Origin of the sequence: Aeromonas sp. 19NY04SH05-1, from assembly GCF_040581895.1 — a bacterium.
Lineage (GTDB): Bacteria > Pseudomonadota > Gammaproteobacteria > Enterobacterales > Aeromonadaceae > Aeromonas > Aeromonas enteropelogenes.
In genome coordinates, this window is record NZ_CP095328.1 from 1,973,104 (window position 1) to 1,993,621 (window position 20,518).

The 20,518-nt window shown below is 60.7% G+C and carries 17 protein-coding genes; 9 read left to right on the forward strand and 8 right to left on the reverse strand.

Features of this window, described 5'->3' with window-relative positions:
• Nucleotides 1-12: 12 nt before the first annotated feature.
• Nucleotides 13-474, reverse strand: a complete 462-nt coding sequence (locus MRK42_RS09195) for a DUF2919 domain-containing protein (protein ID WP_338612221.1) — start codon at nt 472-474, stop codon at nt 13-15.
• A gap of 133 nt (nt 475-607) precedes the next feature.
• Nucleotides 608-1,555, reverse strand: coding sequence for a magnesium/cobalt transporter CorA (corA, locus tag MRK42_RS09200; protein ID WP_026456618.1), 948 nt, complete (start codon nt 1,553-1,555; stop codon nt 608-610).
• An 81-nt stretch (nt 1,556-1,636) separates the two neighbouring features.
• Between corA and MRK42_RS09205 the strand changes: the two genes are divergently transcribed.
• Nucleotides 1,637-1,831, forward strand: coding sequence for a hypothetical protein (locus MRK42_RS09205; protein ID WP_156130761.1), 195 nt, complete (start codon nt 1,637-1,639; stop codon nt 1,829-1,831).
• Between the two features lie 157 nt (nt 1,832-1,988).
• On the opposite strand, the gene MRK42_RS09210 is transcribed toward MRK42_RS09205, so the two are convergent.
• On the reverse strand, nt 1,989-3,647 hold the full coding sequence (locus MRK42_RS09210; protein WP_338612222.1) for an electron transfer flavoprotein-ubiquinone oxidoreductase: 1,659 nt from the start codon (nt 3,645-3,647) through the stop codon (nt 1,989-1,991).
• Between the two features lie 137 nt (nt 3,648-3,784).
• Here MRK42_RS09210 and MRK42_RS09215 point away from each other — a divergent pair, with 137 nt between their 5' ends.
• From MRK42_RS09215 to aroG, 5 genes are all read left to right on the forward strand, one after another.
• Nucleotides 3,785-4,537 carry an electron transfer flavoprotein subunit beta/FixA family protein gene (locus MRK42_RS09215; protein ID WP_042069597.1) on the forward strand — a complete coding sequence of 251 codons (753 nt, stop codon included), beginning with the start codon at nt 3,785-3,787 and terminating at the stop codon, nt 4,535-4,537.
• Nucleotides 4,534-5,463: an FAD-binding protein gene (locus MRK42_RS09220; RefSeq protein ID WP_042069595.1), complete on the forward strand. Its 930-nt coding sequence runs from the start codon at nt 4,534-4,536 to the stop codon at nt 5,461-5,463. The genes MRK42_RS09215 and MRK42_RS09220 overlap by 4 nt, the downstream gene beginning before the upstream one ends.
• 224 nt (nt 5,464-5,687) lie before the next feature.
• Entirely contained in the window at nt 5,688-6,776 is a 1,089-nt protein-coding gene (serC, locus tag MRK42_RS09225; protein ID WP_338612223.1) for a 3-phosphoserine/phosphohydroxythreonine transaminase, read from the forward strand.
• A 165-nt stretch (nt 6,777-6,941) separates the two neighbouring features.
• Entirely contained in the window at nt 6,942-8,225 is a 1,284-nt protein-coding gene (aroA, locus tag MRK42_RS09230) for a 3-phosphoshikimate 1-carboxyvinyltransferase (protein WP_338612224.1), read from the forward strand.
• 194 nt (nt 8,226-8,419) lie between these two features.
• Complete coding sequence (gene aroG, locus MRK42_RS09235) at nt 8,420-9,475, forward strand: 3-deoxy-7-phosphoheptulonate synthase AroG (protein ID WP_338612225.1); 1,056 nt, start codon at nt 8,420-8,422, stop codon at nt 9,473-9,475.
• 95 nt (nt 9,476-9,570) lie between these two features.
• Here aroG and MRK42_RS09240 read toward each other — a convergent pair whose 3' ends face one another.
• Nucleotides 9,571-11,166, reverse strand: coding sequence for a methyl-accepting chemotaxis protein (locus MRK42_RS09240; protein ID WP_338612226.1), 1,596 nt, complete (start codon nt 11,164-11,166; stop codon nt 9,571-9,573).
• 262 nt (nt 11,167-11,428) lie between these two features.
• On the opposite strand from MRK42_RS09240, the gene hutW reads away from it, so the two are divergent.
• Nucleotides 11,429-12,805 (forward strand): heme anaerobic degradation radical SAM methyltransferase ChuW/HutW, encoded by a 1,377-nt coding sequence (hutW, locus tag MRK42_RS09245; protein WP_338612227.1) that lies wholly within the window; start codon nt 11,429-11,431, stop codon nt 12,803-12,805.
• Nucleotides 12,806-12,891: 86 nt separating this feature from the next.
• Here hutW and MRK42_RS09250 read toward each other — a convergent pair whose 3' ends face one another.
• Nucleotides 12,892-14,283: a DEAD/DEAH box helicase gene (locus MRK42_RS09250; RefSeq protein WP_061475320.1), complete on the reverse strand. Its 1,392-nt coding sequence runs from the start codon at nt 14,281-14,283 to the stop codon at nt 12,892-12,894.
• Nucleotides 14,284-14,445: 162 nt separating this feature from the next.
• On the reverse strand, nt 14,446-14,922 hold the full coding sequence (locus MRK42_RS09255; RefSeq protein ID WP_061475318.1) for a glutathione peroxidase: 477 nt from the start codon (nt 14,920-14,922) through the stop codon (nt 14,446-14,448).
• 290 nt (nt 14,923-15,212) lie between these two features.
• On the opposite strand from MRK42_RS09255, the gene MRK42_RS09260 reads away from it, so the two are divergent.
• Nucleotides 15,213-15,821 (forward strand): 2OG-Fe(II) oxygenase, encoded by a 609-nt coding sequence (locus MRK42_RS09260; RefSeq protein ID WP_338612228.1) that lies wholly within the window; start codon nt 15,213-15,215, stop codon nt 15,819-15,821.
• A 201-nt stretch (nt 15,822-16,022) separates the two neighbouring features.
• Complete coding sequence (locus tag MRK42_RS09265; protein WP_042069586.1) at nt 16,023-17,012, forward strand: D-alanine--D-alanine ligase; 990 nt, start codon at nt 16,023-16,025, stop codon at nt 17,010-17,012.
• Between the two features lie 110 nt (nt 17,013-17,122).
• Here the strand turns inward: MRK42_RS09265 and xseA are convergent, their stop codons facing one another.
• A complete protein-coding gene (gene xseA, locus MRK42_RS09270) occupies nt 17,123-18,490 on the reverse strand; it encodes an exodeoxyribonuclease VII large subunit (protein ID WP_338612229.1) in 1,368 nt (455 codons plus the stop codon).
• Between the two features lie 282 nt (nt 18,491-18,772).
• Complete coding sequence (locus MRK42_RS09275) at nt 18,773-20,308, reverse strand: EAL domain-containing protein (protein ID WP_338612230.1); 1,536 nt, start codon at nt 20,306-20,308, stop codon at nt 18,773-18,775.
• Nucleotides 20,309-20,518: the final 210 nt, after the last annotated feature.

Consider the following 20,518-nt stretch of genomic DNA (forward strand, 5'->3'; position numbering starts at 1 on the left):
AGGAGCACTCCCTTAATGGGGCTGGTCGGCGGCGTATTCACGCAGCTGGCGACTGCGCAGCAGATACCAGAGGCTCCACAGGCTGGCGATCAGCACCAGGGCGGTGGGCCAGCTGAAGCTCCACTTCTGCAGATTGAGGCTGTGCAGCTGCATCATCAGGCCGCTTGCGGCAGAGCAGAGCAAGAGGCCCTGGCTGTGGCGCCTGAGCCATGCCCGTGCACTCTTGGTCTGTTGGTAGGTACCGCCACAGGCGAGCAGCGCCAGCATGGCGGGCACGTCGGTCAGCAGACTGAGATAGAGGCTGATCTTGTCCGGATAGAAGAGGGTGAGAATGTCGCTGCCGCTCTCCCGGCTGACCCCCGCCATCAGAAACAGCCAAACCGAGCGGGTCAGCAACAGGGCAACGGGCCAAAACCAGAGTGGGGGGCGCAGCTGGCCGTGATCGTCATATCTGTGTTCGGGGTAGAGGGTCATAAGGCCCGTGATCCGCTTGGATGAAGGATGTGGCAGATATGGGGCGGGACAGGGCCCTTTGCAAGGTGCGGGGGAGAGAGGAATTAATCGGGGGGCCATGCCCCCCAATCCGCGTTTGTCATTCAAGGTGGCGTTACAGCCAGCCCTTGCGCTTGAAGAAGAGGCCGGTGCCGAGCGATGACATCACCATCAGCACCAGGGAGAGGGGATAGCCGTACTCCCAGGCGAGCTCCGGCATGCGGCCGAAGTTCATGCCGTAGATGCTGGCGATAAGCGTCGGCGGCAGGAAGATGACCGCGGCGACCGAGAAGATTTTGATCACCTTGTTCTGCTCCAGATTGGTCACCCCCATGGAGGCCTCCAGCTGGAAGTTGATCTTGTCGAACAGGAACTGGGTGTGGGGCAGCAGGGATTCCACGTCGTGCAGCATCTCGTCGATCCACTTGTTCTGCTCCAGGCTCATGCGCTGGCGCAGGCTGCGCTTCAAAAAACGCAAGGCGCGCCGGGTATCGTGCAGGGAGAGACGGATCTGGCCGTTGGCCTCTTCCTGGGCCATCAACTCTTTAAGCATGGGGTTGATCTGATCCGGCTCGAAGATCTGGTCGGCGGTGTTTTCCAAGGTTTTGTAACCATCCTCGATAAGGTCGGAGAGGTATTCAACTTTCAGGTTCTGCACCTCCAGCAGGATGTCGAGGGCATCCTCCACCTCCAGCCTGTCCTGGCGCATATAGTGGCGCAGCAGGCGCACCAGACCGATATCATCCTCGCGGATGCTGATCAGCAGGTTGTTGCGCAGGGTAAAGGAGACGTGGACACCCTTGGTGTCACGACCGATCCGCTGGGGAAACAGGGAGTGAATGTGCAGACCGTCGGTGTCCCAGTAGAAACGGGCCGACGCCTCGATGTCGTCCAGCTCCTCCTTGTCGGGCACCTCTTCCAAGAACAGGCCCGTCAACCATTCTCGCTCCGCCGTGTCCGGTTTGTAGGCATCCAGCCAGACCGTGTTGTCAGGCACTATGTCGTCAGGCCCGAGCGTGACTATGTCCAGTACCTTGTTATTGAGAATGTAGGCGGTGATCATCTGTCCCCCCTTAAAAAGTCATGGGTAATCAGGGATGGTTGCACAGGTCATGCGGCCTTAGAGCGCGTAGAAAGCGATCCCGTGGACAAGCTGAACGGGCCGATGGAAAACCTGAATGCGGCGAACTATACAGGGGCGGGCCGCGCTTGTCAGGGCTTATTCATGCTGGGTTCAGCCTGTTCGCTCAAAAAAACAGCGAGGTCGGATCATCGGATCTGGCTGGAAAGTGGTCAGCCCGGAGGCATCTGCTTTGCCGCTTTCCGGGATGAGGGATAAGCCTCTTTCACCTTATGGGCAGTTGGGGCCATCTCCCCCTTGGGCAACAGCCGGGGGAGATGTTGAGGGGCTGGTTAGCCATGCCATCTCGGATCTGCATGCAAATGCTCCTCAACACAATATTCCACAACATTAGGCCCTGTCGTATAAGACCCTGTCACATATTGGGGTAGTTGGGCCCACTGCCCCCCTGCGGCGGTGTCCAGGTGATGTTCTGGCTGGGATCCTTGATGTCGCAGGTCTTGCAGTGAATGCAGTTGGCGGCGTTGATCTGCAGCCGTGGCTCGCGTTCAGCCTCAATGATCTCAAAGACGCCGGCCGGACAGTAACGCTGGGCGGGTTCGGCCCAGGTGGCCAAGTTGACCTCGACCGGGATCTGTTCATCCTGCAATTTGAGGTGACAGGGCTGATCCTCGTCGTGGCTGGTGTTGGCCAGATAGACGGAAGAGAGCTTGTCGAAACTGAGCTTGCCATCCGGCTTGGGATAGTCGATAGGCTCACAACGACTGGCCATGCGCAGCTGACGGTAGTCGGGCTCCCTGTCCAGCAGGGTAAAGGGCGAACCTTCCCTGAAGAGGCGGGAGTGAAAGAGTCGCTGTTCCAGCCAGTTGAAGGCGCCACCGAGCCAGGGGCCATAGCGATGCAGGGCTGCGCCGAAATTGCGCGCCGTTTTCAGCTCATGGGCCAGCCAGCTTTGCTGCAACGCATCGCCAAACTCGGCCAGATCCCGTCCCCCTTCATCCCCGCCCTTGAGACTCATGGCGACGGTCTTGGCCGCCAGCATGCCCGACTTCATGGCGGTGTGGATGCCCTTGATGCGGGAGAAATCCAGGGTGCCGGCATCGCAGCCAATCAGCAGACCGCCGGGGAAATGCATGTGGGGCAGGGAGTGCCAGCCCCCCTTGGTGATGGCACGGGCGCCATAACTGATGCGCTCGCCTCCCTTGAGTACTTCAGCGATCAGCGGGTGGTGCTTGAGACGTTGGAACTCGTCAAACGGGCTGAGCCAGGGGTTCTGGTAGTTGAGATCGACGATAAGGCCGACTGCCACCTGATCCCCTTCCATGTGGTAGAGGTAGAAGCCACCATGGCTGTGATTGCTCCCTTCCTTGCCAAGGGGCCAGCCGCTGCCATGCAACACCCGGCCTGCACGGCTCTGGCCTGACGGCAGTTGCCACAGCTCCTTGAAGCCGATGGCGTAGTGTTGCGGCTGGGCGCTGTTTTCCAGCCCGAACTGGGTGATGAGCTGCTTGCCAAGATGGCCGCGAGCCCCTTCGGCAAACAGGGTGTAGCGGCCGAGCAGAGCCATGCCGGGCACGTGATCCGCCTTGGGGTTACCGGCCCGATCCAGCCCGAGATCGCCGGTGAGCACGCCCTTGACCCGGCCATTTTCCATGATAAGTTCACTGGCGGTGAAGCCCGGGTATATTTCGACTCCCAGTGCTTCCGCCTGCCGGGCGAGCCAGCGGCAGAGGTTGCCAAGACTCAGGATATGGCAACCCGCGTTGTGCATCCGTGGCGGCACCGCCCAGTGGGGCAGTTGCAGTGCCCGGCTGTCATTTTGCAGCAGGTGCACCTGATCGTCGCTGACCGGTATGCCGAGGGGAGCCTCCTGCCAGCTATCCGGCAGCAACTCCTTGAGGGCAACGGGATCGAACAGGGCGCCGGAGAGCAGGTGGGCGCCAATTTCGGCTCCCTTCTCCAACAAACAGACCGACAGGTCGGCGTTGTGCTGCTTCAGGGCGATGGCTGCGCTGAGCCCCGCCGGGCCGCCACCCACGATGACGACATCAAATTCCATTGCTTCCCGTTCCATCTTGCCTCTGCGCTCTAGTTGGCCTAGGGTAGTGCTGGTAGTTTACGTAAACGTAAAGCTCTTGTAAGTAAAAAATCAAACAAAAAAGTGCAAGGACTGGTCAATGAATTCAACCCAAACAGATGAGGCATGACCCCATGAAGCTGCTGGTCGCGATCAAACGGGTAGTAGATTACAACGTCAAGATCCGGGTCAAGGGAGACGGCTCGGATGTTGAGCTCGCCAACGTGAAGATGGGTATCAACCCGTTTTGTGAAATTGCGGTGGAGGAGGGCGTCAGGCTGCGGGAAGCCGGGGTGGCAAGCGAACTGGTGGTAGTGACCTTCGGGCCAGAGGCAGCTGCCGAACAGCTGCGCCATACCCTGGCGCTGGGGGCGGATCGGGCCCGCCACTACGTGACGGACGAGACGCTCACGCCGCTCACCGTGGCCCGCGCCCTGCAACAGGTGTGCGAGCTGGAGCAACCGGATCTGGTACTCCTTGGCAAGCAGTCCATCGATTCGGACAACAACCAGGTAGCCCAGATGCTGGCGGCCCTCAATGACTGGCCGCTGGCCACCTGTGCCAGCGCGATCAAGCTTGAGGGGGGGGAGCTGCTGGTGACCCGCGAGATAGACAGCGGTCTTGAGACCCTCGGCATGCCGTTGCCCGCTGTCGTCAGTGTCGATCTGCGGCTCAACGAACCGCGCTTTGCTTCGCTGCCCAACATTATGAAGGCCAAGCGCAAACCGCTCGATAGCGCACCGTTTGCCGCCCTTGTCGTCGAGCCTGCCGGTCAGACCCGGCTGCTCGGGGTGATGGCGCCCCCTGCGCGCGCCGTCGGGATCCGGGTCGGCTCGGTGGACGAGCTGGTAGACAAACTCAAGAACGAAGCGAAGGTGCTGCCATGAGCGTGCTGATCATTGCCGAACATCATCAGGGCCACTTGGCCGACAACGCCGCGCAGCTGGTCACGGCCGCAGGGCAACTGGGGGGCGACATCCATCTGCTGCTCTTCGGGCAGGGGCTGAGCGAGGCGGCGGCGCAGGCCGCGCAACTGGAAGGGGTCGACAAGGTATTGCTGGCCGAGCATCCCATGCTGGCAGACGGCTTGCTGGATGGGGTCGACAAGCTGCTGGCCACTCATGCCCGAGGGTATGAACACTGCCTGATGGCGGCCAGCAGCACGGGCAAGGCGCTGCTGCCCCAGGTGGCGGCCCGGCTCGGGGTGGAGATGATTGCCGAGGTGATCGGCATCGAGAGCCGCGATACCTTCCTGCGTCCCATCTATGCCGGCAATGCCATCGCCAGGGTGGCAAGCTCGGCCCCCGTCAAGGTGATGACGGTCCGTCCGACCGCCTTTGCCAAGGCGGGGCAGCAGGGGGCGTCCGCGCCCGTCGAAGCCTTGTCGGTGCCCGAGTTCAAGTGCCGTACCCGTCTGGTCGAGCGCCAGGCCATTCGTTCGGCCAGGCCCGATCTCGCGGCGGCGCGAGTGGTGGTCTCCGGCGGGCGGGCGCTCGGCTCCAAGGCGCAGTTTGCCCTCATCGAGGCGCTGGCGGACAAGCTGGGTGGCGCTGTCGGAGCATCGCGCGCCGCGGTGGATGCGGGGTTTGTGGCCAACGATCTGCAAGTGGGGCAGACCGGCAAGGTGGTCGCCCCCGAGCTTTACATCGCGGTCGGCATTTCGGGGGCCATCCAGCATCTGGCCGGCATGAAGGAGTCGAAGGTGATCGTCGCCATCAACAAGGATAGCGAGGCCCCCATCTTCCAGGTGGCGGACTATGGTCTGGTGGGGGATCTCTTCACCCTGCTGCCGGAGCTCACCGCCAAGGTGTAAATTTGTCAGAAAAGGCAGTGACTCGCGTTTTATGCGGACTCGCGACCATTTCTGCGCATGTTCTCAGCAAGCCCTGACCCGTTCAGGGCTTTTTCTCTTCTGCCCGACGCTGCATCATGACTGAAAAGAGTGCGCCAGATCCCAAAAAGCCTTTGATCAGCAAGCCTCTCTTGTGTAAAACCTGACAAGTCATCGATCACTCTCATCCATTCACGGAAAGCGTCATGAGCAAACAGATTTACAACTTCTGCGCCGGCCCCGCCATGTTGCCGGTCGAAGTCATGGAGCGCGCCCAGCGCGAATTTTGTAATTTTCAGGGGCTGGGAGCCTCGGTCATGGAGCTGTCCCACCGCGGCAAGCCCTACATGGCAGTCGCCGAGAAAGCCGAAGCAGACTTGCGCGAGCTGCTGGCGGTACCGGACAACTACAAGGTGCTGTTCATGCACGGCGGCGGTCGCGGCCAGTTCTCCGCGGTGCCCATGAACCTCTTGGGGGGTGCCAACAAGAAGGCTGACTTTCTGCTGACCGGCGTCTGGTCCCAGAGCGCCGTGGATGAGGCCAAAAAGTATGGCGACATCCAGACCTATCAAGGGGTTGCCAAGAATGGGCAGGGCATCTCCCACCTGCTGCCAACCCCGGCGTTTCGCGCCGATGCGGCCTATGTGCACTACTGCCCGAACGAAACCATCGACGGCATCGAGATGTTCGACATCCCGGCCACCGGCGACGTGCCCCTGGTGGCGGATCTCTCCTCCACCATCCTCTCTCGTCCTCTCGATGTGAGCCGTTTTGGCATCATCTATGCCGGCGCCCAGAAAAATATTGGCCCCTCGGGCCTGGCGATTGCCATCGTGCGCGACGATCTGCTGAGCCAGGCCCGCGCCGATGTGCCTTCGATTTTCGATTACCAGCTCACCGCCAAGAACGACTCCATGTTCAACACCCCGCCCACCTATGCCTGGTATCTGGCTGGTCTGGTGTTCGAGTGGCTGAAAGAGCAGGGCGGCCTGGCAGCCATGGAAGCACGCAACAAGGAGAAGGCCGATTTCCTCTACGACTATCTCGATCAGTCGAGCTTCTATGGCAACCAGGTGGATGCCAGCTGCCGCTCCCGTATGAACATCCCGTTCCAGCTGAAAAATGCCGAGTTGGACAAGCTGTTCCTGGCCGAATCGGAAGCGGCTGGCCTGCTGGCGCTCAAGGGCCATCGCATTGTCGGTGGCATGCGTGCCAGCCTCTACAACGCCATGCCGCTGGAAGGGGTCAAGGCGCTGGTCAGCTTCATGGACGGCTTTGCCAAGCGCCACGTCTGAGTTTTTCCCTGCTGATGTCAGACGCCGGGCTGAGCCCGGCGTCTTTTTCTGCTTGTCCTGAATGCGGCGCCCGCCGCCATATTTACCCCGAAAGTACCCTTGCCGAGCTGGGCGCGGGCTGTTAACGTCCGGACAGGTGTTTTTTTGAGATAGTACAGGAAGTCTATGAATTCGTTGCGTCTGGAACCCATTTCCCGTGTGGCTGGCGAGGTTAATCTGCCCGGCTCCAAGAGTGTCTCCAACCGGGCCCTGCTGCTGGCGGCGCTGGCTCGCGGCACCACCCGTCTGACCAATCTGCTCGACAGCGATGATATCCGCCACATGCTGGCGGCGCTGACCCAGCTCGGCGTCAAATACAAGCTCTCTGCCGACAAGACCGAGTGCACCGTACATGGTTTGGGTCGCAGCTTTGCGGTGAAGGAGCCGGTCAATCTGTTCCTCGGCAATGCAGGCACCGCCATGCGTCCCTTGTGTGCGGCCTTGTGCCTCGGTTCCGGGGAGTACACCCTGGGGGGCGAGCCGCGCATGGAAGAGCGTCCCATCGGCCATCTGGTGGATGCCCTGCGCGAGGCGGGCGCCCATATCCAGTACCTGAAAAAAGATGGCTATCCGCCCCTGGTGGTGGATGCCAAGGGACTCTGGGGTGGTGACGTGCACGTGGATGGCTCCGTCTCCAGCCAGTTTCTGACCGCCTTTTTGATGGCGGCGCCCATGGCGGCCGGCGACACCCGCATCCACATCAAGGGGGAGCTGGTCTCCAAACCCTACATCGACATCACCCTGCACATCATGAAGCAGTTTGGGGTGGTCATCGAACACGACAATTACAAGGTGTTCTACATCAAGGGCAACCAGACCTATGTCAGCCCGGGCGATTTCCTGGTGGAAGGGGATGCCTCCAGCGCCTCCTACTTCCTCGCGGCGGGGGCCATCAAGGGCAAGGTGCGGGTCACAGGCATCGGCAAGCACAGCATCCAGGGGGACATCCACTTCGCAGACGTGCTGGAGAAGATGGGCGCCCGTATCACCTGGGGTGACGACTTCATCGAGGCCGAGCAGGGCGAGCTGCAGGGCATCGACATGGACATGAACCACATCCCGGATGCGGCCATGACCATCGCCGTGGCGGCGCTGTTTGCCGAGGGGCCCACCTCCATTCGCAACATCTACAACTGGCGGGTGAAGGAGACCGACCGTCTGCACGCCATGGCGACCGAGCTGCGCAAGCTGGGAGTCCTGGTGGAGGAGGGGCACGACTTTATCACGGTGACCCCGGCGGCCCAACTCAGCCATGCGGCGATCGATACCTACAACGATCACCGCATCGCCATGTGCTTCTCCTTGGTGGCGCTGTCGGATACGCCGGTGACCATCAATGATCCCAAGTGCACCTCAAAGACCTTCCCGGATTACTTCGACAAGCTGGCCAGCATCAGTCAGCGTGACTGATTGATTTGTACCCGTGAGGCCCGCCATTGTGCGGGCCTTGTTGTCTTTGGTATTCTCGATAGCATCATTTCACTAACTTGCAAGATTGCTTGGTGAAATAGTTTTGCTGTCTATGTAATTTTCTATTTACACCGCCTCTGCCGAGGGCTAGATTGAAGTTTCATTATCGCAGTCATCTAGCAGGAAGCCTTGTCATGCAGCATCAAACCGACGACGTTCGTATCAGTGAAATCAAAGAGTTATTGCCCCCGGTTGCGGTGCTTGAGAAGTTTCCGGCCACCGAGACCGCATCAAATACGGTGTTTGAATCCCGCCAGGCCATTCACCGCATTCTGACCGGTGACGATGATCGCCTGCTGGTGGTGATTGGCCCATGCTCCATCCACGATCCGGCCGCGGCGCTGGAATACGGCAAGCGCCTCAAGGCGCTGCGCGACGAGCTCAAAGATCAGCTTGAGATCGTGATGCGGGTCTATTTCGAGAAGCCGCGCACCACTGTGGGCTGGAAGGGGCTGATCAACGACCCCTACCTAGACAACAGCTGCCAGATCAACGACGGCCTGCGCTTGGGGCGCAAGCTGCTGCTGGATCTCAACGACATGGGGCTGCCGACCGCCTCCGAGTTCCTCGACATGATCACTCCGCAATACGTGGCGGATCTGATGAGCTGGGGCGCCATCGGGGCGCGCACCACCGAATCCCAGGTGCACCGCGAGCTGGCCTCCGGGCTCTCCTGCCCGGTGGGCTTCAAGAACGGCACCGACGGCACCATCAAGGTGGCTATCGACGCCATCGGCGCCGCCAGCGCGCCGCACCACTTCCTGTCGGTGACCAAGTACGGCCACTCCGCCATCGTGGCGACTGCCGGGAACCCCGATTGCCACATCATCTTGCGCGGTGGCCGCGAACCGAACTACAGCGCCGCTCACGTCAGCGAGGTGGTGAAGGGGCTGGAAAAGGCCGGTCTGCCGCAGAAGGTGATGATCGATTTCAGCCACGCCAACAGCAGCAAGCAGTTCAAGAACCAGATGCTGGTAGCCGAGGACGTGGCCGGTCAGCTGCGTGCCGGTAGCAAGGCGGTGTTCGGCGTCATGGTGGAGAGCCATCTGGTGGAAGGGCGCCAGGATCTGGTGGACGGGTGCGAGCTCACCTTCGGCCAGAGCATCACGGACGCCTGTATCGGCTGGGCCGACACCGAGAGCCTGCTGCGCAACCTGGCCGATGCGGTAGCCACCCGCAATGCAGGCTGATCTGTACCTCTGGCGCTTGCCGGCTCTATCCTGGCAAGCACCAAGGCAATAAAAAAGCGCGACCCGGGTCGCGCTTTTTGCTGCCTTCCATCGGGCTACCAGCGGTAGGTCTTGAGCAACTGCTCCAGCATCTTGCACTGCTCGACCAGCTGGCGGCTGGCCAGGTTGGCGGCATGGGCCTGGCCCAGGGTGTCGTTGGCGCTGTTGCGAATGTCGCTCACCGAGCGATCGACCTCGCTGCAGACCCTGTCCTGCTCTTCGGCGGATTGCGCCATCTGGGCATTGAGATCATTGATGCTGGCGATGCGTCCAATGATGTTCTGCATGGCCGCCAGGGTGGCCTCGGTCTTGTGAATGCTCTCGTCTGCCTTGGCTTTTGCATCCCCGATCACCACAACGGCGCTCTGCGCCTCTTTTTGCAAGGCGGCGATCATCTGGGAGATCTCCTCGCTGGCGGCGCGGCTGCGGTTGGAGAGGGCCCGCACCTCGTCCGCTACCACCGCAAAGCCGCGTCCCTGCTCGCCGGCACGGGCCGCCTCGATGGCGGCGTTGAGGGCCAGCAGATTGGTCTGATCGGCAATCCCCTTGATCACTTCCAGCACGCCGTCGACGGCGAGGCAGCGGTTATCGAGCTGCTGGATCACTTTGTCGACCCGCTCTATCTCCTCCGACATCTCGTCCATATCGGTGATGGATCGCTGGGCGAGGCGGCTGGTCTCGGCGGCATCCTTATTGGTGAGGGCGGATAGCTCGGCGCTCTTGCGGGCATGTTCGCGTACCTCGTGGGAGCTGGCGGCCAGCTCACTCACGGCGGCGGCCACCTGGGTGGTCATGCTCTCCTGCTGACGGGCCGCGCCTTCGGTGCGGGTCGCGACCTCGCTAATCTGGTTTGACTCCTGATAGAGCTGATGGGTGGCACTCTCGACGGATTGCAGGCTGTGACGAAACCCCTGCACCATGTCGCTGACGGCACGGGTCATCTGGCCCAGCTCATCCTGGCTGCGATTGATGAGGGGGAGGGAGAGATCCCGCTCCTTGGCCATGCGGGTCATATTGAGCTGCAGATGACGAACCGGGCGCTTGATGTAGCGCTGCAGCACCCACCAGAGCAGGCCAAAGCCGAGACTGAACACGGCGGCCAGGCTGCCGCTCAGGATCAGGTTGTTGCGATGGATTTCACTGAAGGTATGACTGAGATCGTAACTGATCCGCACCGCCCCCATGACGGTTCCCTCCGCCACCTGGTGGCAGGTGGTGCACTGGGTACCGCGATACTCCTTGTAGGCCTTGAAGGGTTTTATCAGGGTGAGCTGGTTGCCCTGTTGCTCGAAGATGACCTCGCCCTGCTTGATGGCGCGATCGTCCAACGCATCCGCGATTTTCTGATCCGGATGACCCGCCCCGAACAGATCGCTCACGGCGGGGGCGCGAATGACCCTGGCCTCGACGATACCCTGTTCACTCTTGAGCTTGGTCTGCACTATCTGTCGATTGGCCATGCCTCCCGTCATCATCAGGACGTTGAGCTGGTCCATGTAGGTGTTGGCGGCGCTCTCCACCTTTTCGCCCGCCAGCCGGATGGCGAGATCCCGCTGCAACCAGGCGGAGAGTTCAAAACTGAGGGCAAATGTGCAGCCGATGACCAGGGTGAGGGGGAGGAACATTTTCCAGTTGAGAGACAGGTTTTGCATCGTTGGCAGAGTCCATGCACAGGTAAGCGATCGTCAATGATTGGCATCTTTCCCCGATGAATCATGGTCGAGAGGGGGAGATGACTTTCTATCGGCACACCCTACCTCATCTTGAGTAACTTATCTGTTAATTGGATCGACATTAGCAGTTAATGACAGGTAGCAAATCAGGGCTCTCTGACCCTGAGTTGATCCAGCACAAACTTGAAGTTAATTGATATTGGTTATCATTTGTATTATTTCAGATGGTAATCCTGCAACGATGACAAGCGATCTGACGCCGACCATGATCGGCATGGCGACTCCCGATCCCCTTAAATTTGCCTTCAGTGGCAAAACCTCGGCCCATGCCAGCCGGGGCGGTGTGCGCCCCCTGTCCCTCGACGAAGCCGCCTGGCAAGCCTGGTGGCAGCAAGAGAGTGAAGCCGACGAGCGGGCCCTTTACATCCACATCCCCTTTTGTCGCAAGCGCTGCAGTTTTTGCAATTTCTTTGAAAATGGCGCCAATCCGGCGCGCATGAGCCGTTATATGGTGGCCCTGTGTGCCAGTCTGAACGCGGCTGCCGAGACCCCGTTGGGCCAAAGCAAACCTTTCTCTGCCGTCTATGTGGGCGGGGGCACCCCCACCGATATGGCGGTAGAGGATCTGGCCCGGCTGGCCAATGCCATTGGGCGCTTTCCGTTGACCCCGGATGCGGAGGTGACCCTGGAGGGGCGTCTCAACGGGTTTGACGAGGCCAAGTGGCAGACCGCTCTGGCAGGGGGCTTCAACCGTTTCTCGTTTGGCGTACAGAGTTTTGATACCGGCGTGCGCCAGCAGGCGGCCCGTTTTGATGACAGGGAGACCCTGCTGCGCCGACTCGGCGAGCTGACCCGGGACGATGCGGCCGTGATCGTGGCCGACCTTATCTTCGGTCTGCCCGGGCAGGATGACGAGGTATGGCGCCAGGACATCAGCGACGTGATGGCAAGCGGGGTGCACGGGGTGGATCTCTACCAGCTCATCGCCATGACGGGCACCAATCTCGAGCGGGCCGAGGCGAAGGGCAAGCTGGGCTGGTCGGCCGATGGTCAGCAGCGAGCCGCCATGTACGCCTATGGTGCCAGCCAGCTGGAGCAGCAGGGGTGGGAGCGCCTCTCCTGCAGCCACTGGCGACGCAGTAACGCAGAGCAGAGCCGCTACAACCAGATGGCCAAGCGCGGGGCCGAAATCCTCCCCTTTGGCGCGGGTGCGGGGGGCAGCATTCATGGTCACGGGGTGATGAATGGCCGCGATCTTGACGGTTGGCACGACGCACTGGCCAAGGGTGAGCGGGCCCCCGGCATGGTGATAAGCCGCAACCCCGACGCCCGGATAGACGGACTGCTGCGAGGCGCCCTCGATCGCGGTTGGCTGGCCCTGGCGAGCCTGCCTGCGCTGCTGCGTGCACATCTGCAGCCGCTGTTTGATGGGTGGCAGCGAAACGGGCTGGCCAGCTTGACTGACGAGCGGCTGGCGCTGACCCTGGCCGGGCGCTTCTGGAACGTCAATTTGCAGGCGGGGATGTTCGAGTTTTTGCAGCATCGCCCGCTCGATGGTAGCCAGATTGCACGTCATCCTGGCAAGCATCCCGGCGGCGTGCGCCATTCCCTGGTGTAGGGGCTTTTGCCCGATCGTCAAAAAGCACAAAGGGAGCCGAACTGGCTCCCTTTGTTTGACTCAGCAGCATGGCAACGCGGGACGAATTACTCGTCGTCGCTCTCCTGATAGCTGTCCCGCTGGGCTTTGGGCAGGCGGCGCATGGGGGCAAACCCGACGTCCTCGCCCACCACTTCCCGCTTGCGAGACTTGTTTTGAGGAGACTGAGCCGGCTTCTTGGCGCCATCGCCCTTGGCTTTGCCTGCGGCGGGTTTGCCCTTGCCACCCTTGGCATTGGCGCCGCCACGGGCACGCGGCGGGTTTTGTACCGGCTTGCTGCCGGGCAGGGTCTGGCGGCTCGGCTTGCCACTGGGCTCATACCCGTCGAGGATCTCCACCGGCAGGGACTGGCCAATCAGGGATTCGATGGCCTTGAGCTGGCCCAGTTCGTCCTGGCTCACCAGGGAGATGGCCTCGCCGCCGCGACCGGCGCGACCGGTACGACCGATGCGGTGGATGTAGTCCTCCGCCATCTGGGGCAATTCAAAGTTGATCACATGGGGCAGTTGATCGATGTCGAGGCCACGGGCGGCGATGTCGGTGGCGACCAGCACCCGCACCTTGCCTTCACGAAAATCGGCCAGCGCCCGGTTGCGGGCACCCTGGCTCTTGTCGCCGTGGATGGCGACCGTATCCAGGCCATCTTTTTGCATCTGGTGGGCGAGCCTGTCGGCAATCTGCTTGGTGCGTACGAACACCAATACCCGTTGCCAGTTGCCGCGGCCGATCATGTGGGAGAGCAGCTCGCGGCGCCGTTCCCGGTCGACCTGGATAATGCGCTGGGTCACCTGCTCGGCGGCGGTGTTGCTGGGGTCGACCTCGATCAGGGTGGGGTCGTTCAGCAGATCGTCTGCCAGCGCCTTGATGTCATCCGAGAAGGTGGCGGAGAAGAGCAGAGTCTGCCGCTCGGCGGGCAGCGCCTTCATGATGCGGCGGATGTCGTGGATAAAGCCCATATCGAGCATGCGATCCGCCTCATCCAGCACCAGCACTTCCAGCTCGTTCAGAGTCAGAGCGCCCTGGGTCAGCAGATCCAGCAAACGGCCCGGGGTAGCTACCAGGATATCGATGCCAAGCTTGATGGCGTCCAGATTGGGCTTGATGCTGACACCGCCGTAGGCGATCAGAGTACGAAACGGCAGGTGATGGGCATATTTGATGATGCTCTCGCCCACCTGGGCGGCGAGCTCGCGAGTCGGGGTGAGCACCAGGGCGCGTACCTGACGGCGGCCACGACCATGATTGGCCAGCAGGCGCTGGAGCATGGGCAGGGTGAAGCCGGCCGTTTTGCCTGTGCCTGTCTGGGCGCCGCCGAGCACATCCTGACCGGCCAGAATGGCCGGAATGGCTTGCTGCTGGATGGGGGTTGGCTGTTCGTAACCCAGCTCCTTGACGGCCCGCAGGATGTGCGGAGACAGACCCAGTTCATTGAATGACATGTTCGAGAGAAACTCCTCTGGTGAGCACCTGGCTCAACGGATGGCCGGTGCCTTGGCACCCGCCACAAGATAGAAACGATAACGGGGGCGCAATATAGCAGAAGTGCGGCCGCTGCGCAGTAGCTGTCGCACCGGCCGTCATGCCAAGCAGGCAGGTAGGCGTCAGAGCAGAGCGCGGATTTGCTCGGTCAGGCTCTCCGGCTTGGTGGTGGGGGCGAATCGGTCCACCACGTTTCCATTCCGGTCGATCAGAAACTTGGTGAAGTTCCACTTGATGTTTTCCAGCCCGAGCAAGCCCGGCTTTTCTTTCTTTAACCACTGGTAGAAGGGGTGGGCCTGCTCGCCGTTGACCTCGCACTTGGCCATGATGGGGAAGGTGACCGGATAGTCGAGGGAACAGAAGCGGGCGATCTCTTCGGCATCCCCTGGCTCCTGCTGGCCAAACTGGTTGCAGGGAAAGCCCAGGATCTCCAGCCCGGCCGGGCCCAGATCCAGATAGAGGGCCTCGAGCCCGGTGTACTGGGGGGTAAAGCCGCAGCGACTGGCGACATTGACCACCAGGATCACCTTGCCCGCCAGCTGTGCCAGCGGGTAGGGGCTGCCGTCGAGGCGTTGCAGAGTAAGGTCGGGCAGGGGCATGGCATCTTCCTTGTGTGGATTGCAAACCGGAATGGGGATTACGGTATCGGGCGACTCTGTCTGGGGCAAGTGGCTGCACCGGGCGGCGCCGAGGCATGCGGCCGTTATCACATTTTTGGCACTGGCCTTGAGTCGATGCGGGGCGGGATCACAACCGGCGCGAAAAAGGCGCGCGAAATCCGGCAGATCACGTATTGATGATGGGACTTCTCAAGATAAGCAAACCGGTTTGTGCGCCAGCTGGGAAGTCGCTAAAAAGCGCTCTCTTTTCCACTTGTTGCGAGTCAATCTTGGACTATCAAGCCGTCATGGATGCCATTTACACCCGGGGGTGGGTGATAGTGGATGATTTTTTAACCGCCACCGAGGTGGATGCCCTCAGGGCCTGTCTGCCAGACGAGTGGCAACCGGCGGGCATAGGGCGCGAAGCGCAGCATCAGGGCAACCGGGACATTCGCCGGGATCAGATCCACTGGCTGGAGCCTTCCCTCGGCGCGCCCGTGGCCGATTACCTCGCCCGGATGGAGTCCTTGCGTCTGGCTGCCAATCGCATGCTGATGCTGGGGTTGTTCGATTACGAGGCCCACTTTGCCCGCTATCGCAGCGGCGACTTTTATGCCACCCATCGCGACGCCTTCGCCGGTCGCTCCAACCGGCGGCTCACCTCCGTCTTCTATCTCAACAACGATTGGCAGCCAGAGGCGGGCGGGATGCTGCGAATGTATGACAACGACGAGCAGTTGCTGATGGATGTCTCACCCAAGGGGGGGCGGCTGGTGCTGTTTTTATCCGAAGAGTTCCCCCACGAGGTGCTGCCCGCCAATCGCGAGCGCTTCAGCATCGCCGGCTGGTTTCGGGTCAATGGCAACGGCGTGGGCCGGGTCGACCCGCCGCGCTGAGCTCTTTTTCCCCATTTTTGACACATGGTCGCTTTTTTGCGGCCAGAAAGGAGGCCGTGGTGGCCCCATCAGCTGACAAGGCTTTGTCTCCCTTGCTACACTGGCGCGCACTTATGTTCGTATCTGGCTTCGTCCGTTTTTTAATGCGACTGGATTTTAAATGGTGATGGCGAAGCCGCTTTTCCCAAGGGATCACATCTAATGAAGAACATGCATGTCTTGCTGCTGTGCGGCGGCGGTGGCTCAGAGCACGAAGTCTCTCTGCGCAGCGCCAATTTCCTCGAAAAACAACTCGGCCTGTTGCCCGGTGTCGAAGTGACCCGGGTCGAGATGTTTGCCGACCGCTGGCTCAGCGCCGATGGTCGCGAGTGCAAGCTGGGGCTGGACAAGCTGCTCTCGTTTGACAGCGTGGCCCGTCCGGTGGACTACGTAGTGCCCTGCATTCACGGCTACCCGGGCGAGACCGGTGATCTGCAATCCTTCCTGGAGCTGGCCGGTCTGCCCTACCTCGGTTGCGATGCCGAGGCGAGCAAGATCTGCTTCAACAAGATCAGCACCAAGCTGTGGCTCTCCGCTCTCGGTATCCCCAATACCCCCTATCTGTTCCTGACCGAACAGAACGAGGCGAGCCTGGCCGAGGCCAAGGCAGCCCTGGCCAAGTGGGGCAAGGTCTTTATCAAGGCCGCTTCCCAAGGCTCTTCCGTGGGGTGCTACTCCGCCAGCAACGAAGCCGACCTGGTGCAGGGCATCAAGGACGCCTTCGGTTACTCCGAGCAGGTATTGATTGAAAAAGCGGTCAAGCCGCGGGAGTTGGAAGTGGCGGTGTACCAGTACGGTGACGAGCTGGTGGCCACCTATCCTGGCGAGATCTGCGTGCCGCAGGACAAGTTCTACACCTATGAAGAGAAGTACAGCAACGCGAGCCACACCGAGACGGCCCTGCGTGCCGAAGGGTTGACCCAGGCGCAGGCTGACGCCATCCACGAGTACGCCCTCAAGGCATTCCGTCAGCTCAACCTGACCCACCTCTCTCGCGTCGACTTCTTCCTGACCGAAGAGGGGGAGATCCTGCTCAACGAGATCAACACCTTCCCGGGCATGACCTCCATCTCCATGTTCCCGAAACTGCTGGAGCATCACGGTCACAATTTTGCCCACTACCTTGAGCAGATCCTGCGCAAGGCCGGCTAAGGCAAACGCCACGCTTTACCAAAATAAAAATCCCCGCCAACCGGCGGGGATTTTTTTATCTGATAACTGACGGCGCAAGCTTCGCGCGTAAATCTCGTCAGTGGCGGGGATTACCCCTCTATCTTCTCGACCCGCACCTGCAGGCTGCCTTGTGCCAGGGTGGTGACCAGGCTATCCCCTGCGCTCACCTGGGCGGCGTTGCTAATCACCTCGCCGCGTGGGGTGCGGGTGATGGAGTAGCCGCGCCCCAGGGTGGCGAGCGGGCTCACCCCGTCGAGACGGGCAGTGAGCATGGCGAGGCGATGGCTCGCAAGATCCTGGCGCTTGGCGATCAGCGCATGGAGGCGCTCCTCGGCCAACTGGTGGCGGCGTTTGCCGGCGGCTAGCAGCCGCTCCGGACTCTTGCCCTGCAGGCGCAGCTCGAGGCTGGCGAGGCGCCGCTCCCCCTGATGCAGGCGCTGGCGCAGCAGTTGTTGCAAACGGGCAGAGAGCTCGTCGAGGCGTTGGGATTGCTGTTCCAGCCGCCGCTTGGGATCCTGATGGTCGAGCCGCTTTTGCAGCAACACAAAACCGTGGCGGGCCGCAGTCTGATGGCGGTTCATTGCCTGCACCAGCCGCTGCCTGAGATGAACGAGGCGCTGGGCGCGGGCACTTTGGTCGGGCGCCACCAGTTCGGCGGCGGCCGACGGGGTGGGGGCGCGCAGGTCGGCGGCAAAGTCGCTGATGGTGACATCTACCTCATGACCCACGGCGCTCACCACCGGAATGGCAGAGTTGGCAATGGCGCGTGCCACCGCCTCTTCGTTGAAGCACCAGAGATCTTCAAGGGAGCCGCCACCGCGACCGACGATCAGCACATCTACCTCGGCGCGGCGATTGGCCAGGGCAATCGCAGAGACGATCTGACTGGTGGCGGCGCTCCCCTGAACCTGGGTCGGGTAGATAAAGACCGGCAGATCCGGCGCGCGGCGCTTCAAGACCGTCAGCATGTCGTGCAGGGCGGCGCCGGTGGCGGAGGTAACCAGCCCCACGGCGCGCGGCTCGCGGGGGAGTGGCTGTTTGCGGCCCTCGTCAAACAGCCCCTCGGCGCCAAGGCGGCGCTTGAGCTCTTCAAAGCGCAGTGCCAGCACGCCATCTCCGGCGGGTTGCATCGATTCGATGATGAGCTGGTAGTCGCCGCGCGGTTCATAGAGGGAGACCCGCGCCTGCACCAGCACCTGCATGCCGTCTTGCGGACGAAACGCCACCCGGCGGTTGTTGCCCTTGAACATGGCGCAGCGCACCTGGGCACTGAGATCCTTCAATGAAAAATACCAGTGGCCCGAGCTTGGCATCGCCAGGTTGGAGAGCTCCCCAGTCAGCCACACCAGCCCCAGATCCTGCTCCAGGATCATGCGCACGGCGCTGTTGAGGCGGGTAACGGTAAAGACCTGCTGCTCGCGGCCATTGGCCGCACTGGATGGGCTAAATCGGTTCAAGGGGGATCCTGTGATTGTCTCAGGCCGGGCCAGAGGGAAAACAATGGTGGCTATCTTAACCTGAAACGGCCGCCGGGAGGAGCAAGAGGGGCCTGGTGCCGTGCAAATCAAGGGGGATTGGTCGCCTGTTTGCCACTTGTTGAGCAAGGGGCATCGTGAACCATATTGGTAAACACGGCGCTGCGGAAGGTGGGAACAGGGTTTACCTCAGTGGGGGAGGGGGCAGAAGAGTTGAAGCGGCGTGTCAGCAGAGGCTGGCCACGCCGCCGGGTCTGGTGGCTCTTATATCTCCTCTGCAGTTTCACCCTGATGGTCGGGTACGCGCCATTTCAGCACTTCGTCCAGCGACATGGGCTTGGCAAACACATAACCCTGGATCAGATAGACTCCATGCTCGGTGAGATAGTCCAGTTGCGCCTGATTCTCGACCCCCTCGGCGATCATCTCCATTTTGGATTGATGGCCAAAGGCGATGATGGCGTCGAGCACATTGCGCTTGAGGTCCGAGGTGCCGATGGTATCGATAAACATCTTGTCTATCTTGATGCTGCGGATACCCAGTTGCTGCAAATAGGCAAAGCCGCCATAACCGGTGCCGAAATCATCGATCTTGAAGTGATACCCCCGCAGCCCCAGATTGGCCATTTCACGAGCCGCATGCTTGACGTCCGAAATGGGCAGGCGTTCGGTGAGCTCGAAGGTCAGGCGGTCTGGATCGGGCCAGCGCAATTGTTTGAGCATGTCCTGCAGATGGGTCTGCTGCTCGACATGAGCGGCAACCAGATTGACGCTGACCCAGTGGGAGTCGGGCAGTTTTTTGAGATCCTCCACGATCTGGCGCACCATCTGGGTCGTCATCGGCAGGATCAGCCCCTGGTTTTCCGAATATTCGATAAACATCCCGGGGGAAATAAAGGTATCGCCCCGGCGCCAGCGCAATAATGCCTCATAACCCACAACTTCATTATTCAGGCTATCGACGATGGGTTGATAGAAAGGAATAAATTCTCCTCTGGTCAGCCCCATTTTCAGCAATCCGTCGAGAGAGTTTCGATAATTTCTCAGGGTCCAGTAGCCACCTACCAGCAGAAGGCCAAAGAGCAACGAAAATATCAGGCCATAATAGTAAACCTGCTGGCTGGCATAATAACGAAGTTCGTTGCCTCCCCAGATAGTCTGTTTGACTTTGTTGTATTCGTCGTAATCGGTCAGCGAGAGCGGATTGGGCTGCTGGGTGATGGCTTTATTACCGCGAGGCAATAACAGCTGCTCCATTATTGCGTCATTATCGCGGCGAAATTCCACATAGAAGCAATCCTCGCAGGGGATTGCCAATAATTCATTGGCCCAGCTGTTGTTCAATACCCAATAAGCCAGATTGCCGGCCTGCCTGGAATAGATCAGCACCTCGGGTTCACTGTTGGCAGAATGTTGGGTCGTTGCAAAATGAAGCGTTGCAGCCTGATCACTCTCCTGGACGTTGGTCAGCACGGGCAAATCAAACCCCAGGGTCGAACAGCCACCTCCCTGGCTCGGATGCAGGCCGGCGAGGCGGATATGGCGACTGTAATAATCGGGATTGCGCAGCAGGGCGACATCTTCCGGTCCGCAGTCAAACTTGAAGTGGGAAAGCTGGGCCAGAATGTTCTGCTCCAGGTTCTTGTTGCGCTCCAGCTGGTATTCCAATAGCTCCTGGCTCTTGGTCTTCAGCAGATGATAGGAGACGAAGGAGGTCAACAGGGGATTGAGCAGCAATACGAGCAGGACCGGGGTGAGCAAGAGTCCAAGGCATATCCAGACAGACGTGAATCGCGACATACATAACCTTCCTGGTAATCGAGCCAAAACGAGATGGCACAGCTGTCATCACAGACCTAGTTGTATCACGTTGGATCATCGCCCGGCAGCGAATTTTTCCTGTGAATGTGATGCCGGGCGAAGAGAGAGTGGAACCGCCGTAACGTAACACTTTTTACCGCATGTTTATGTTGGTCCAACGAGGCTTAAAGGCCATCAAACCCATCATTA